This window comes from Rhodococcus sp. ZPP, from assembly GCF_017656075.1.
Lineage (GTDB): Bacteria > Actinomycetota > Actinomycetes > Mycobacteriales > Mycobacteriaceae > Rhodococcus_F > Rhodococcus_F oxybenzonivorans.
The window spans coordinates 881,386-896,524 of the sequence record NZ_CP058638.1; the positions used below are offsets into that span (position 1 = coordinate 881,386).

The window sequence follows — 15,139 nt, forward strand, 5'->3', positions numbered from 1 at the left end:
CATGAGCGACCTCCACGTGGGTAGCCCCCGAAGCACCCAGTTACTTCGGCTCGCCACCGCCGGCAGTGTGGACGACGGCAAGTCCACTCTCGTAGGCCGACTGTTGTACGACACGAAGTCGGTACTCGCCGACCAGATCGATGCCGTCACTCGGGCCTCGGTCGACAAGGGTCTGTCCACCCCCGACCTGTCGCTGCTGGTGGACGGTCTGCGCGCCGAACGCGAGCAGGGCATCACCATCGACGTCGCCTACCGGTACTTCGCCACCCCGCGCCGGTCCTTCGTGCTGGCCGACACCCCGGGGCACGTCCAGTACACCCGCAACACCGTGTCGGGCGCGTCCACCGCCCAGCTGGTGATTCTGCTGGTCGACGCCCGTAAGGGTGTGATCTCGCAGACCCGTAAGCACGCTGCAGTTCTGGCTCTGCTCGGGGTTCCCAAGCTCGTGCTGGCGGTCAACAAGATCGACCTCGTCGAGGATCCGGCCAGTGTGTTCGCCGAAATTTCGGCGGAGTTCAACTCGCTCACCAGTTCACTCGGCTGGGCGTCCGAGGACGTCCTCGAGATCCCCGTGTCAGCACTGCACGGCGACAACGTCGCGGTCCGATCGGACAACACGCCGTACTACGACGGTCCCACTCTGATCGAGCACCTCGAGTCCGTGCCGGTGGACGCCGAACCGCACCGGGTCGGCCTCCGCTTCCCGGTCCAGTACGTGATCCGACCCCGCACCCCCGAATTCCCGGATTACCGCGGATACGCCGGGCAGGTCGCGGCAGGTGCGGTGGAGCCCGGGGACGAAGTGGTGATCCTGCCGTCCGGTGTGCGCACCACGGTGACCCGGATCGATACCGCGGACGGTGAACTCGACAGCGCACACGCAGGCCGAAGCGTCACCCTGGTTCTCGCCGACGACGTCGACGTCTCGCGTGGCGACGTCATCGCCTCGCCCGCAGATGCGCCGGAACCGCTCGGTGATTTCGATGCCACCGTGTGCTGGTTGGCCGAGAAGCCGCTGCGTCCCGGGGCGCGGCTGCTCCTCAAGCACGGCACCCGCACCACCCAGGCCATCGTCGGCACCCTGGTCGAGCGTCTCAACGAGCAGGAACTCACCTCCGAGCCCAACCCGGAGTCGTTGGAGCTCAACGAGATCGGGAAGATCTCGGTGCGTGTCGCCGAACCGATCGTCGCGGACGACTACACGGTGAACCGCCACACCGGCAGCTTCCTGCTGATCGATCCGGCCGGCGGCAACACGCTCGCCGCAGGACTCGTCGGAGACGCCATCGCCTCGGTGGAGCTCGGCGAGCGCGTCTGAGTGCAGTGACGCCGCTGATCGCTGTCGCACACGGCAGTCGCGACCCGCGCAGTGCGCAGGTGGTGGCGGCTGCCGTGTCGGCGCTGCGCGAGAGACGTCCGGACCTCGATGTCCGTCTGTGCTTCCTCGACCTCACTGCGCCGTCGGTCGATCAGGTGATCGACGCGGTGGCCGCGGAGGGCCATGACTCGGCGGTGGTCGTACCGATGTTACTGGGCGCTGCCTTCCACGCCCGGGTCGACCTACCCGCACTTCTCGACGCCGCCCGGCGACGGCACCCCCGGCTCGAGGTCCGTCAAGCCGACGTACTCGGGCATGATCCCCGGCTCCTCGACGCCGTCCGTGACCGGATCGTCGAGGCCGGCGGCTCCACCGGCGAGTCCGGTCTCGGGGTGGTCCTCGCGGCGGTCGGCTCCTCGGACCCGGCAGCGAACGACCGAACCCGGAGGCTGGCCGACGCACTTCTCGCCGGCACCCGATGGTCCGGCGCTGTCACCTGTTTCGCCACTTCAACCGAACCGACGGTGCAGCAGGCGATTGCGCATCTTCACGCGTCAGGTGCGTCACGCATCGTGATCGCGCCGTGGTTCCTCGCCCCCGGACTGCTCACCGACCGGCTGAGCCGTGCAGCCGAGTCCTGCGCAGGCGACATCACGTACTCCGCCACCATCGGACCGCACTCTCGGCTGCTCGACGTCATGCTCGATCGGTATGCGGACATGCGCACCGAGTCGCGGACGTGCACTGTCTTGTCCGCCTGAGCACCCGCCGCCCGGCACGAAAACAGGATCAACCCCTCGCGACGCATTCATTCGCCTCTGGCGCACCGCCGTCTTTCTGGATCAAACTGAAACAGAGGCGAGGGAGTCCACCATGGCTACTGAGATCATCCGGCACGGAATCGTGGCAGGCATCGACGGATCGGACGGCGCAGTGGAGGCGGCGCAGTGGGCCGCCTCCGCAGCGGAGCGCTTCGAGGAGCCGCTGCGCCTGGTCCACGTGCTGCCCAAGCATCCCGAGTCACGCGGCCGGGTGCCCGCGGGCGAGCCCCGGCACGACTTCCGCGCCGAGGCAGAGGCGCTCCTCGCGGCAGCGGAACGCGCGTTGCGTGATGGTCGTGCTGACATGGAGATCGAGCGGAGCATCGTCGACGGACCCCCGGCACGAGTGTTGATCGATCTGTCCCGTACCGCGCGGATGATCGTCCTCGGGCCTGCGGCCACCAGTGAAATGAAATCGGTGTATGCCGGTTCCGACGTCGTGCGGGTGTCGAACCACGCCGAATGCCCGGTCGTTGTGTGGCGTGGGATCCAGGGCCACGAGGTCAGCGGCAATCGCCCGATCGTGGTGGGTGTGGACGGCAGTGAACTGAGCGACATGGCGGTGTCCCACGCCTTCGAATTCGCGTCCTTTTTCGGCGCCCCACTGGTCGCCGTGCACACCTGGGCGGAGCACTCCACGTTCGGGGCGTGGTACTCGGAGGCGCGGCGATTCATGGACTGGACCGACCTCGTTCAGCACGAGGAGGCCTGGCTCGCAGAGAGCCTTGCCGGATGGTGCGAGCAGTACCCTGAGGTGGAGGTCACGCGGTGCCTCGAGCGGGGCGGGCCGATGAAAGTGCTCCTCGAGTACTCGTTCGGGGCGCAGTTGATTGCCGTCGGCAGTCACGGGCGCAGCCCCTTCACCGCGTCGTTCATCGGCTCCACCAGTCAGAGCCTGATCCACCACGCACGGTGCCCGGTGCTGGTCTGCCGTAAAGGCTGAGCGCACGCAGGCAATTGCGATCAGGCTAATTAATATCGACGTAGTACAGAACCAATCTTGTGCCGGAATCCCGCGTCGCATCCAGCAATCCAAAATGCTCCTGAACTGCGTCTTTTTGGTTGACAGAAGCAGTGCCCCACGTGGTGGCAGTCGTGAACTAGATCGATCCGGTGGGTTTCGACGAGGCACGTTTCCGGGAGGTCGAGTCCGATCTACGCATACTTGCCGGGCATCTGGGGGCGGCCCATCTCACCGTCATCCCTGTGTCGGCGACACTGGGCGACAACGTCGTGCACCGCTCCACCACCACTCCGTGGTACGCAGGTCCCACTCTGCTCGAGTATCTCGAATCCGTGGAACTCGCTGCCCCCTCGGCGAACACCGCTCAGCTGCGCTTGCCCGTCCAGTGGGTTGCGCGCCCGACTGAAGGCCGCCGACGGCGCTAAACCGGTCGACTGTCGGCCGGCACTCTCACAGTCGGCGACGAAGTTGTGGTGTTGCCCGCGGGCACGCGAAGCACGGTGACGGCCCTCGATACGCTCGACCCCGAACGCTCCGTCGCCGTCGCGCCCCTCTCGGTGTCGTTGGAACTTGCCGACGGCATCGATATCGCACGGGGCGATCTCATCATCAGTGCCCACGCCGATGCCTCGGCGCCGATGCCGGCGCGAGAGATCGATGCGGCCGTGTGCTGGCTCGGTGAAACCCCTTTGCGTGCCGGCGATCGCATCGCCGTGAAGCACACCTCCCGCACCGTTCCGCCACGGTGCAGGCGTCGCACACTCGACTGGACCCGGAAACTCTCGACGAACACGACTCCCCCGCCGAACTCGCTCTCAACGACATCGGCCGGATAACGCTGCGCACCAGTACCGTCGTCCTCGCCGACACGTATGCGAAAAACCGGGATGGCGGCGCATTCATCCTCATCGACGAGAGCAGTAACGACACGATCGGCGCCGGCACTGTCCTCGACTCCCGGGAAGTGGTACCGGGAGCGCAGACGAGACGCGATATCACCTGGCACCCTTCCTCTCTCGACCGTGGCCGTCGATGGGCGGCGACGGGTCAGCCGCGGCGCCACCATCTGGCTCACCGGGCTTCCCGCCTCGGGGAAGTCGACGGTCGCTGTAGCACTCGAACGCACGCTCGTCGATGCGGGCGAACGGCATATCTGCTCGACGGCGACAATGTGCGGCACGGAATCTCCGACGATCTGGGGTTCAGCCCGGGGGACCGCGCCGAGATATTCGGCGAGTCGGACACCTCACCCGATTGTTCGCCGACGCCGGGGTGGTCGCCATCGCCTCGATGGTGTCTCCACTTCGGTCGGATCGCACCATTGCGAGGGCCCTCAACGGGGCGGCGGGACTGCCGTTCCTCGAGATTCACGTGAGCACGCCGGTAGAGGAATGCGAACGACGAGACCCGAAGGGCCTCTACGCTCGCGCGCGGGCCGGCGAGCTGCGCGGCCTCACAGGTGTGGACGCGCCTTATGAGGAGCCTGATGATCCGGACCTCGCGTTCGATACCACGGGCGCCGATCTCGACGAACTCGTCCAACGCATCCTTGCCGTACTGGCCCGACACGAGGTTCGGTAGCGCTGGCGCGGCGCCGTGGAGGCCCGAGGCCGGGTCTGCTCACGCCCGCGCGGACCGGAGTACGGCGTCGTAAAGGGCGACGCGATCATCGAAAGGTCGCCGGACCCGGCCGAAATCCTGCACGGCGTCGGAACCGCGACCCGCTACGACGACGACGTCACCGGGTGCGGCCAGCGTGACCGCGGTCGCGATGGCCTCGCCGCGTTCGGGGACGACGAGTACCTCAGCGGTCTTCACCCTCCGCGCCGCTCCTGCGACGTCGTCCCGCAGCACCTCGGCATCTTCCGAGAATGGGCTTTCGTCTGTGACGACGACGATGTCGGCGAGCTCGGCCGCCGTCGTCCCCAGCGGGGCACGCTTACCCGGATCACGATTGCCGGTCGCCCCGATGACGACGATGACCTTGCCCCGGGTCAGGGAGCGAAGATACGGGAACAACCGCCGCTGACCTCCCGTGTTGTGCATGTAGTCGACGAAGGCCAGGAAGGGCTGTCCGGCATCGATCGCTTCGAGACGACCCGGCACGGTGTCGAGGCCCTCGATTCCGGCGATCGCGCCGTCGAGGTCGACCCCGCGCACAGTCAGGGCCGTGACAGCGGCAAGTGCGTTGTCCACCTGATGGGCGCCCAGGAGCCGCAGTCGAATCGTGGTCGTCCCCGACGGGCCGTGCAACCTGAACGACGTTCCGCCCTCGTCGGCGTGCACGTCGTCGCCGTAAATATCTGCCGCCACAGACCTCGAGGAAAAGGTCAGCCGGGGCACGGACACAGTGGCGGCAAGGCGGCGACCGAATTCGTCGTCTATGCCGATTGCCGCAGTCGCACAACGCTCGGCGCTGAACAACCTCGCCTTCGCGGCAAAATAAGAATCCATATCTTTGTGGAAATCGAGATGGTCCCGTGCCAGATTGGTGAATACGGCTACACCGAACGACGTTCCGTCGACGCGATGCAGCGCGAGCCCGTGGCTGGACACCTCCATCGCCACCGCGGAGACACCCTGGTCTTTGAAAGCGGCGAGAGTCTGCTGGAGTTCGGATGCCTCGGGAGTGGTCCGGACAGCGTCCCGCGAACCGCAGCATCCCCGCACCGTGATGCCGGTAATCCGTCCGGCGGCAATTCCGGCGCCGCGCAAACCGGCCTCGAGTAGATATGCGGTGCTGGTCTTTCCGTTCGTTCCCGTCACGCCGTAGACATCGAGTGCGCCGGAGGGATTTCCGTAGAGTGCGGAAGCGAGCGGCCCTACAGCACACCGCGGATCGTCCACGACGATGGTCGGCAGGAGTTCCGACGGGTGGTCACTCAGCATCGCGACCGCACCACGCGAGACGGCTTCGGCGGCGAACGCGGCGCCGTGCCAGCGCTGGCCGGGCAGCGCCGCATAGAGGTCGCCCGGACGGACGAGACGCGAGTCCTGACTGATACCCGTCACGACTTCCTCCCCGGTCCCGAAGAGCACTGCCGCCCCGCCGAGGCGGCGCAGCACCTCGCGCAGAGGTGTGGGCGGACGGGACGGGCAGTCGATGCTCACGCTCTCAGTGCACCACTGCCGCGGGGCGTGCGAGGGCTGAACCGGATCTTCGATCCGGCCGGTCAGGTGTCGGTGTTGTTCCGCGGTTCGTCGAGGATGCCGCGCTCCGCGCTGTACGCCGACCGCACATCGGGCGTGCGGTCCAGTTTGGCGAGATACTTCTCCATTGGGGTTCGGGCGTAGGCGGTGCCCTCCTCATCGCTCGGAATGGCGTCGCCGGTGTCCCGTCGCCACGCGTGAAGCTCGAGCGACAACTCGGCCCGGATGCCGGCGAAGGATTCGGTGTCTGCGACGTTGACGCGTTCGTCCGGATCGGCAGCGAGGTCGTAGAGCTCCCTGCTCGGACGCGGCCCGAGGTGCTCGGTACCCATCGCGTCACCGGACAGGCTGTTCTGGATGTCGAGCGGAAGGTCGAGAACGGGCCGGGGCGCATAGTTCTCGATGTAGCTGTACTGCTTCGATCGCACAGCGCGGATCGGGTCGAACGTGTCGTGGAAGGTTTTCTCGGTGAACACCACCTCGCGCGCCTGGTCGTTCGACGCACCCAGTAATTGTTCGGCGTGGGAGACGCCCTCCACCTCCGCGGGCACCGGCACACCGAGCAGGTCGAGAAGAGTGGGCACCAGATCCACACCACTGAACAATCCGTCGTAGACACGGGGCGCCGCGCGCAACCGGCGCGGTGGGCGGATGATCGTCGCGATCCCGGTACCCGGCGCATACAGGTTCGACTTGGCCCGGGGGAACGCTTCGCCGTGGTCGGTGAAGAACACGACCCACGTGCTGTCGTCGAGTCCCTCGGCCTCCAGCGTGTGCAGCAGCCGTCCAACGGCCGCGTCAGCCACCTCGATCGAACCGTGAAACCCGGCCAGGTCTTCGCGCACCTGCGGCCGGTCCGGCAGGTACGACGGCACCGCGAAGCTCTCCGGGTCGGCCGGCCGGTAGCGGTCCGCCGGGTACGGGCGGTGCGTCTCGAAGAATCCAGCCGTCAACAGGAACGGCTGTGGAGGGAATCGGGACAACCACCCGGACGCACGATCGGTGACGTAGTCGCAGTACGAATTCGTCACGTCGTACTCGTGGTAGCCGAGCCGCTTCGGGTATGCCGTCTCGTGCTGCATGCCGAACAGGGCCGTGTACCACCCGGCGTTCGACAGAACAGACGGCAACGTCTGCACGTCGTCGTGATACTGCCATCCGTGATGGGCGAGTCCGACGAGACCGTTGCTGTGCGGGTACCGGCCCGAAAACAATGCGCCCCGCGACGGGGAGCACAGGGGTGCCACCGCGTGCGCGTCGGTCAGCCGCACTCCCTCCGCGGCGAGCCGGTCGAGGTTCGGACTTCGCACACCGGACGCACCGTAACAACCCAGATGCCTGCCGAGATCGTGCCAGTGCACGATCAGCACGTTGTCACGGGTCGCCGGCACTGCCGGAGTTGTCACAATCGCCCCTCGTCGGCTCGGGATTACAGAGACACCGGGCTAGAGAGACACCGGGTTATAGAGACACCGGGTTATAGAGACACCGGGATTTCCGCCTCGGGAAGCTCCGGTACCCGGGTGGCCCGCGCGTACACAGTTTCACCCTCCTGCAGGTGCAGCGCCGCGCTGTCACCCCGCGTCACCTGGGCCGAGAAACGCTCGCCGGTCGCCTCGTTGCGCAGATCGACCCGCACCTCGAACCCGAGATGCACCACCCGTTCCACAGTGGCCCGTGTCACCCCGAGCGACTCCGCGGTTCCCGCCTTCTGGGCAAGTGCCATGTCGGGGTCGCGGCCGAGCCGGATGTCGTGAGGACGGACCAGCTGGCCGTTGAGCTTGGCCACCGAACCGAGGAACGACATCACGAAATCGTTGGCCGGACGATCGTAGAGGTCTGCCGGTTCACCGATCTGCTCGATGCGGCCCTTGTTGAGCACGGCGATCCGGTCGGCGACATCGAGTGCCTCCTCCTGATCGTGGGTGACGAGGACGGTGGTCACGTGCACCTCGTCGTGGAGCCGGCGCAGCCAGGTGCGCAAGTCGGTCCGCACCTTGGCGTCGAGGGCACCGAACGGCTCGTCGAGGAGCAGCACCTGTGGATCGACAGCCAATGCCCGGGCGAGCGCCATGCGCTGTCGCTGCCCGCCGGACAGCTGAGCCGGGTATCGGTGCTGGAACCCGTCGAGCCCGACGATTCCGAGGAGCTCGTTGACCTTCTTGTCGATCTCCGGCTTCGGCCTCTTACGAATCTTGAGTCCGAATGCGACGTTGTCGCGCACCGTCATGTGCTTGAACGCCGCATAGTGCTGGAACACGAATCCGATGTCACGTTTCTGCGGCGAGACGTTCGTGACATCTTTCCCGCCGATCACCACCGTGCCGGAGTCGAGTGCCTCCAGGCCGGCGATGGAGCGCAGCAGTGTCGACTTGCCGGAACCACTCGGACCGAGGAGCGCAGTGAGCGAACCCGAGGGGATGTCGATGGTCACGTCGTCGAGGGCAGCGAACGATCCGTAGTTCTTGCGCGCGCCGGTCACGGTAATCATGTGGTGCTCCTCTTACGGTCGAGCAGAGTCATCAGAAGCAGGCTGAGTACGGCAATGCCCATCAGCAGGGTGGCCGCCGAATATGCCCCGAAGGTGTTGTGGTCGTCGATGTACCGCGAATGCACCAGCAGTGTCAGGGTCTGCGAGACTCCGGGGAACCCGGACGACACCATGATGACGGCGCCGAACTCGCCCAACGAGCGGGCGATGGTGAGAATTACCCCGTACGTCAGACCCCACCGGATGGCAGGGAGGGTGATCAACCAGAAGGTCTGCCACTTGTTTGCTCCGAGCGTCGCGGCCGCCTGCTCCTGTTCTTCCCCGATCTCGTGCAGCACGGGCTCCACCTCGCGCACCACGAACGGAAGCGTCACGAACAACGTGGCAATCACCATTCCCGGCAGTCCGAAGATGACCTTGAACCCGAGCGATTCCACTCCCCCGAACCAGCCATTGGTACCCCACAGCAGGATCAGCGACACACCCACGACGATCGGGGACACGGCGAACGGAAGATCCACCACGGCTTGCACCAGACCACGACCCGGGAATCGTCCCCGTACGAGAGCGAGGGCGGTCACGATTCCGAACACCACGTTGATCGGCACGACGATGGCGACGATCAGCATCGACAGGTTGAGCGCCGAGATTGCCGCCGGGGTCGAGATGGAGTCGATGAACGCACCGATGCCACGCTCGAACGTTCGGTAGAGAATGACCGCGATCGGCACGACGAGAAGGCCGAACAGGTAGAGCAGCGCGACGGTGCGCAGAGTGATGCGGGTGGGTCCCGACAGTTTCATTCCGCCTGCTCCTCACGACGCTGGCCACGACTCGCGAGAAGCCGCAGAACGAACAACGTCACGAACGCGATGGCCAGAAGTGCCACCGACACGGCCGCCGCAGCGGCAGGCCGATCGATCTCGATCTGTTGTTGAATGTACTGCGATGCCATCTGGGTCTCACGCGGAATGTTTCCGCCGATGAGGACCACCGACCCGTATTCGCCGATCGCGCGGGCGAACGCCAGCCCTGCACCGCTGATGATCGCAGGCATGAGGGTCGGGAGGACGACTCGCCGGAAGATCGTCACATTGTCTGCACCGAGCGACGCCGCAGCTTCTTCCACTTCCCGGTCCACCTCAATCAGTACCGGCTGCACCGAACGCACCACGAAGGGCAGCGTCACGAATGCGAGTGCCACGATCAGTCCGGGTTGCGTCGCGTTGAGGTAGATGTGAATGGGACTTTCCGGCCCGTAGAGGGCCAGCAGGACAATGCTGGCCACGATCGTCGGGAGTGCGAACGGGAGATCGATCAGCGCATTGACGATCCGTTTGCCCGGAAACTCGTCGCGGACGAGCACCCACGCGATCAGCGTGCCCATCACCACGTTGATCACCGCCACCACGACCGACACCATGATGGTGACCCGCAGGGAGGCCAACGCGACCGGACTGGTGATGGCGTCGACGAAGCCGCCGATGCCGTCACCGAACGACGCAACGGTCAGGGCGGCGAGGGGAAGCACCACGATGATGCTCAGCCACAGGGTCGCGACACCGATGCCCAACGGTCCGACCGCGCCGGTGACCTGAACGAGTTTCTTACGGGTGCGGCGATCGGGCGGGGACGGCACCGTGGTGCCGGTGCCGACCGCCGTCGTCGTTGGTGCGTCGCTCATGTCGGTGTTACCTGGTTGCGTTGTCGTAGATCACGGCGATCGACCCGGTGTCCTTGGCGAACAACTCGGGGTCGACCTTCGACCAGCCGCCGAGGTCGGCGATGGTCCACAACTTCGCCGGCTGGGGGAACTTGTCGGCGAACTCCGTCGCCACGGCCGGGTCGACCGGACGGAACCCGGCCTCCGCCCACAGCTTCTGCCCCTCGGGGGTGTAGAGGAAGTCCTTGAACGCGTTGGCCTTGTCGAGGTGCTTGCTGTTGGACAGCACGGCGACCGGATTTTCGATCTTGAAGGTGGTCGGCGGGGTCACATGCTCGACCGGATCACCGTTGCTCTCCATGAACAGCGCCTCGTTCTCGTAGCTGAGCAGCACGTCACCGGTGCCTTGCAGGAACGCCTCCGACGCCTCGCGGCCCGACTTCGGCTGAATCCTCACGTGGTCGTTGACCAGCGAGGTGATGTAGGCGAGACCGGCGTTCGGATCCTGGCCGCCGTTGCTCTTCGCGGCATACGGTGCGAGCAGATTCCATTTCGCCGATCCGGAGCTGAACGGGTTGGGCGTGACCACCTCGACGTCGGGGCGCAGGAGGTCGTCCCAGTCTCGGATGTTCTTCGGGTTGCCCTCACGCACGACGATCGTGACCACCGAACCGAAGGGGATTCCGTTGTAAGCATCCTGATTCCACGTCTTGTCGACCAGTCCCGCGTCGACGAGACGAGTGACGTCGGGCTCGACCGAGAAATTGACGAAATCGGCCTCGGCACCGTCCTTGACCTTGCGAGACTGGTCACCGGACGCGCCATACGACGGCTGGAACGCGACGTTCTTGCCTTCTTCGGTGGCGTTGAACGCGGGCATCAGCTTGTCGTAGCCGGGCTTGGGCACCGCGTACGCGAAGAGGTTGATGGTGCCGGCACTGCCGTCTGCACCCACCGCGTCGCTGCCGACGGTGTCGCTCGCGCCGCCGCTGCACGCGGTCAGCGCCACAGCTCCGAGTGTCACGAGGGCCGTGAGAAGGCTACGAGAACGGCGTTTCATGGAGAAACCTTCCTGGGAAATATTGACAGAGGAGTAGTAGGAAACGAAAGAGGGGACGCGCCCGTCGGCACCCGCAGGAACGCAACGGAAAGAGCGATGCGGCATCGGCGGCGGAACTGCTCGATGCGGGAAACGCCGACTGCTGGGTGCGAGGTGAGAATCAACAACAGTCGATGTCGGCGACTGCAAGCATGCCGACAGCGATCAACGCCAATTCATGGCGGACCTGGTGTACAGCGGCTTCAGACACGCCGTGGACTGTAGCAGAGGCTGAACCAGCCTCTCGAATCGAACCGAGCTATCGGGTGAGCAGCCAGGCGACGACAACGAGAACGAGGAGCGCGAGCAAGGCGAGTGTGACGCGGGAGCGCGGCATCAGGGTTCCTCCACTGTGGGAACATCCCGCCTGAGCAGGACGAAGACTGCGGCCAGTGCTCGATCGAGCAGCCACGCGACGCCGCGGCACACCGGCACCATGACCAGCAGCACGAGAGCGACTTGAGGAACGAAGGGAAGGCCGGCGATCCACAGCTCGAAGCCGTCCCACCAACCCGCCATCAATTCCACCGCACCACCCTATCGCCCGCCGATGCCGGGAGGCCGCACAGGTGGACGGCGCGACGCAGGCGGTCGATGATGTCCAGATGGTGTCCACCGAGAACCAGAAGCTTCCGTTCGGGCCGACGACCCCTGGTAAGACCGCATCCGGCGGGCACCATCGGCACGACACGTTTCCACCGATCGACGACTACGCGTTCCTCTCGGACTGTGAAACCACGTGCCTGATCGCCCGTAACGGGGCCGTCGAATGGATGTGCATCCCACGTCCCGACTCCCCCAGCGTCTTCGGCGCGATCCTCGACCGCAGCGCCGGCCACTTCCGCATCGGTCCGTACGGGCAGAACGTGCCGGCAGCCCGCCGCTACTTGCCGGGCGGGCTCATCGTCGAGACCACCTGGCAAACCGAGACGGGGTGGCTGATCGTCCGTGACGCGCTGGTCCTCGGCCCGTGGCACAACACCGAGCAACGCTCCCGTTCGCATCGGCGCACACCCACCGACTGGGACGCCGAGCATGTTCTGCTGCGAACGGTCAAGTGCGTCAACGGAACAGTCGAATTCGAGATGAGCTGCGAACCTGCCTTCGACTATCACCGTGGCACAGCGCACTGGGAGTACACGGGGAAGGTGTACGAGGAGGCCACGGCCACCTGCAACGCGAGCGGCCCGGGTGATCACCCGGTGCTGCGGCTCACCACCAACCTGAAGATCGGCCTCGAGGGCCGCGAGGCCAGGGCCCGAACCCGCATGGTCGAGGGGGACAACGTGTTCGTTGCGCTGTCCTGGTCGCACCTGCCCGCACCCCAGACGTTCGACGAGGCCGCCCAGAAGATGTGGCACACCGCGAAGTGCTGGCGCGAATGGATCACCATCGGCCGTTTCCCCGACCACAAGTGGCGCGGTTACCTGCAGCGGAGCGCGCTCGCACTGAAGGGTTTGACGTACGCGCCCACGGGTGCCCTTCTGGCCGCGTCCACCACCTCCTTGCCGGAAACACCTGGCGGCGAGCGCAACTGGGACTATCGCTACGCATGGGTTCGCGATTCGACCTTCGCGTTGTGGGGTCTGTACAGTCTCGGGCTCGACCGTGAGGCCAACGACTTCTTCTCGTTCATCTATGACGTTTCTGCCTCCGAGGACGGCCACCATCATCCGCTCCAGGTCATGTACGGCGTCGGGGGCGAGCAGACCCTCGAAGAGGCCGAACTGCACCACCTGTCCGGGTACGGCGGGGCGAAGCCGGTGCGCATCGGCAACGGTGCATACAACCAGAACCAGCACGACATCTGGGGAACGATCCTCGACTCGGTCTATCTGCACGTGAAGTCGCGGGAGCGAGTTTTCGAAACGTTGTGGCCGATGCTCAAACGTCAGGTCGAGGAAGCAGTCAAGCATTGGCGGCACCCGGACCGCGGCATCTGGGAGGTGCGCGGCGAACCACAGCACTTCACCTCGTCGAAGATCATGTGCTGGGTCGCTCTCGACCGCGGCGCGAAACTCGCCGAGCAGCAGGGTGAGGCGAGTTATGCCCAGCAGTGGTCGGACCTGGCCGACGAGATCAAGGAGGACATCCTCGAGCACGGGGTGGATCGTCGCGGTGTCTTCACTCAGCGCTACGGCAGCGACGACCTCGACGCCTCACTGCTCCTTGCCCCGCTACTGCGGTTCCTTCCAGCGGACGATCCGCGTATCCGCGCCACGGTCCTCGCCATCGCCGACGAGCTGACCGAGGGCGGCCTGGTCCTGCGCTATCAGGTGGAGACCACCGACGACGGACTCGAGGGCAAGGAGGGCACGTTCACGATCTGTTCCTTCTGGCTGGTCTCGGCGCTCGTCGAGATCGGTGAGCTCGACCGCGCCAAGGATTTGTGCAACCGGCTGCTGGGCTTCGCGAGTCCACTGAAGTTGTACGCGGAGGAAATCGACCCGGCGTCGGGACGACATCTGGGCAACTTCCCGCAGGCGTTCACCCACCTGGCGTTGATCAACGCAGTGGTTCACGTCATCCGCGCCGAAGAGGCCGCCGCGGGCGGCTTCCAACCTGCGCATCAGACCGTCTGATCAGGTGGCCACTGCCTCGAGCTGGGGCATGATCCGGTTCAGGGAATACACCAGCGAGCGGCTCGACGGCGTGTTGAATCCCACCACGGTTGCGTAGTCCTGGGCCGCGAGCCCACCGCCACGCACCGACGGGAGCTCGGCGAATCCTGGCAGTGCCATCAGGTCCTCGCGCGTGCCGCCGTTGGGCAACATGACGACGAGATCGGCGTCCAGGGCGTCGACCCTTTCCGGGCTCAGCATCAGCCGACCGCCCGTGGCACCCGCCTCCTCGACGAGATCCGGCGGCAATGTCAGCCCCAGCCGGCGAAAGACGGTACTCGCGCCGTCGTCAGGATCGGCCACCACCACCAATTGATCGGTGGCGAACATGAATTGGGAGAGGACAGCCGTCTTGCCCGCGAGGCCGGGCAGGCGCTCGGTCAGGCCGTTCACGAATCCGTCGGTCTTCGCGACGATCTCGGCTGCCTGCCCCTCCTTACCGAGCAGTCGACCGAGCGTCTCGACTTGTAATTCCCACGGGTCGACCTGTTCATTGCCGATCGCCGCAACGGTGGGTGCGATGCCGGAGATTCGATCGAAGTCGTCTTGATCCGTGATGGCGAACGAACCGAGGATCAGGTCGGGATTCATGGCGGCGATTTCTTCGGCAGGCAACGGCGCACCCGACTGGGTCACCGACGCGCGGTCCAGTTCGACCGCCGACTCGGCAACGTCGGATTCCCAGGGATACAGTCCCCGCTCGTCCCCCATCGGACCAGCTGAAAGATATCCCACCGGCTGGACGCCGAATTCCAGCAACGCGTCGAGCCATTGGCTGCTCGTCGCGACGATCCGGGTCGGTGCGCCCTCCACGGTCGTCGTGCCGAAGCGATGTTCGACCGTGATCTGCCGCTCGGCTACCTCGTCGGAACGAGCGTCGACGCTGCAGCCGGCACCGGCGAACATCACCGACAACACGACCGCGATGACCAAACCTCCACGCACAGCGCACCCCTCTCCGATAAGCCAAGGCTAACCTTGGCATATCGGAGAACTCGGCGCTACACCTTCA

12 protein-coding genes and 2 pseudogenes are annotated in these 15,139 nt (G+C 65.7%); 5 read left to right on the forward strand and 9 right to left on the reverse strand.

What is annotated here, in order from left to right; translation table 11 throughout:
- Position 1 precedes the first annotated feature (1 nt).
- The 4 genes and pseudogenes from HYG77_RS04075 to cysC form a co-directional block, all read left to right on the forward strand.
- Positions 2-1,318, forward strand: coding sequence for a GTP-binding protein (locus HYG77_RS04075; RefSeq protein ID WP_208961899.1), 1,317 nt, complete (start codon positions 2-4; stop codon positions 1,316-1,318).
- A gap of 5 nt (positions 1,319-1,323) precedes the next feature.
- A complete protein-coding gene (locus HYG77_RS04080; protein WP_208961900.1) occupies positions 1,324-2,079 on the forward strand; it encodes a sirohydrochlorin chelatase in 756 nt (251 codons plus the stop codon).
- A 112-nt stretch (positions 2,080-2,191) separates the two neighbouring features.
- Positions 2,192-3,082, forward strand: coding sequence for a universal stress protein (locus tag HYG77_RS04085; RefSeq protein WP_109328991.1), 891 nt, complete (start codon positions 2,192-2,194; stop codon positions 3,080-3,082).
- Positions 3,083-3,213: 131 nt separating this feature from the next.
- Positions 3,214-4,684: pseudogene (gene cysC, locus HYG77_RS04090) on the forward strand (adenylyl-sulfate kinase); the annotation flags it as partial.
- Between the two features lie 39 nt (positions 4,685-4,723).
- On the opposite strand, the gene HYG77_RS04095 reads toward cysC, so the two are convergent.
- From HYG77_RS04095 to HYG77_RS04125, 8 genes are all read right to left on the reverse strand, one after another.
- Positions 4,724-6,214, reverse strand: a complete 1,491-nt coding sequence (locus HYG77_RS04095; protein WP_208961901.1) for a UDP-N-acetylmuramoyl-L-alanyl-D-glutamate--2,6-diaminopimelate ligase — start codon at positions 6,212-6,214, stop codon at positions 4,724-4,726.
- A gap of 62 nt (positions 6,215-6,276) precedes the next feature.
- Positions 6,277-7,644, reverse strand: a complete 1,368-nt coding sequence (locus tag HYG77_RS04100; RefSeq protein ID WP_208963277.1) for a sulfatase — start codon at positions 7,642-7,644, stop codon at positions 6,277-6,279.
- A gap of 86 nt (positions 7,645-7,730) precedes the next feature.
- Entirely contained in the window at positions 7,731-8,744 is a 1,014-nt protein-coding gene (locus tag HYG77_RS04105; RefSeq protein ID WP_109328985.1) for a sulfate ABC transporter ATP-binding protein, read from the reverse strand.
- Positions 8,741-9,547, reverse strand: a complete 807-nt coding sequence (gene cysW, locus HYG77_RS04110; protein ID WP_109328983.1) for a sulfate ABC transporter permease subunit CysW — start codon at positions 9,545-9,547, stop codon at positions 8,741-8,743. The genes HYG77_RS04105 and cysW overlap by 4 nt, the downstream gene beginning before the upstream one ends.
- Positions 9,544-10,428 carry a sulfate ABC transporter permease subunit CysT gene (cysT, locus tag HYG77_RS04115; protein WP_208961902.1) on the reverse strand — a complete coding sequence of 295 codons (885 nt, stop codon included), beginning with the start codon at positions 10,426-10,428 and terminating at the stop codon, positions 9,544-9,546. Before cysT ends, cysW begins: the two co-directional genes overlap by 4 nt.
- Positions 10,429-10,435: 7 nt before the next feature.
- On the reverse strand, positions 10,436-11,467 hold the full coding sequence (locus tag HYG77_RS04120; protein WP_109328979.1) for a sulfate ABC transporter substrate-binding protein: 1,032 nt from the start codon (positions 11,465-11,467) through the stop codon (positions 10,436-10,438).
- A 160-nt stretch (positions 11,468-11,627) separates the two neighbouring features.
- Positions 11,628-11,717 carry an Ms4533A family Cys-rich leader peptide gene (locus tag HYG77_RS40915; RefSeq protein WP_317746273.1) on the reverse strand — a complete coding sequence of 30 codons (90 nt, stop codon included), beginning with the start codon at positions 11,715-11,717 and terminating at the stop codon, positions 11,628-11,630.
- Positions 11,718-11,842: 125 nt separating this feature from the next.
- Positions 11,843-12,034 carry a hypothetical protein gene (locus tag HYG77_RS04125; protein ID WP_159921449.1) on the reverse strand — a complete coding sequence of 64 codons (192 nt, stop codon included), beginning with the start codon at positions 12,032-12,034 and terminating at the stop codon, positions 11,843-11,845.
- A 164-nt stretch (positions 12,035-12,198) separates the two neighbouring features.
- On the opposite strand from HYG77_RS04125, the pseudogene HYG77_RS04130 reads away from it, so the two are divergent.
- Positions 12,199-14,088 (forward strand): annotated as a pseudogene (locus HYG77_RS04130) (glycoside hydrolase family 15 protein); the annotation flags it as partial.
- On the opposite strand, the gene HYG77_RS04135 reads toward HYG77_RS04130, so the two are convergent.
- Positions 14,089-15,072, reverse strand: a complete 984-nt coding sequence (locus tag HYG77_RS04135; RefSeq protein ID WP_244373457.1) for an ABC transporter substrate-binding protein — start codon at positions 15,070-15,072, stop codon at positions 14,089-14,091.
- Positions 15,073-15,139 lie beyond the last annotated feature (67 nt).

Excerpts from the sequence above, each read along its gene's own strand:
- HYG77_RS04105 (WP_109328985.1), bottom strand. The coding sequence starts at position 8,744 with ATGATTACCGTGACCGGCGCGCGCAAGAACTACGGATCGTTCGCTGCC.
- cysT (WP_208961902.1), bottom strand. The coding sequence starts at position 10,428 with ATGAGCGACGCACCAACGACGACGGCGGTCGGCACCGGCACCACGGTG.
- HYG77_RS04075 (WP_208961899.1), top strand. The coding sequence starts at position 2 with ATGAGCGACCTCCACGTGGGTAGCCCCCGAAGCACCCAGTTACTTCGG.
- cysW (WP_109328983.1), bottom strand. The coding sequence starts at position 9,547 with ATGAAACTGTCGGGACCCACCCGCATCACTCTGCGCACCGTCGCGCTG.
- HYG77_RS04085 (WP_109328991.1), top strand. The coding sequence starts at position 2,192 with ATGGCTACTGAGATCATCCGGCACGGAATCGTGGCAGGCATCGACGGA.
- HYG77_RS04120 (WP_109328979.1), bottom strand. The coding sequence starts at position 11,467 with ATGAAACGCCGTTCTCGTAGCCTTCTCACGGCCCTCGTGACACTCGGA.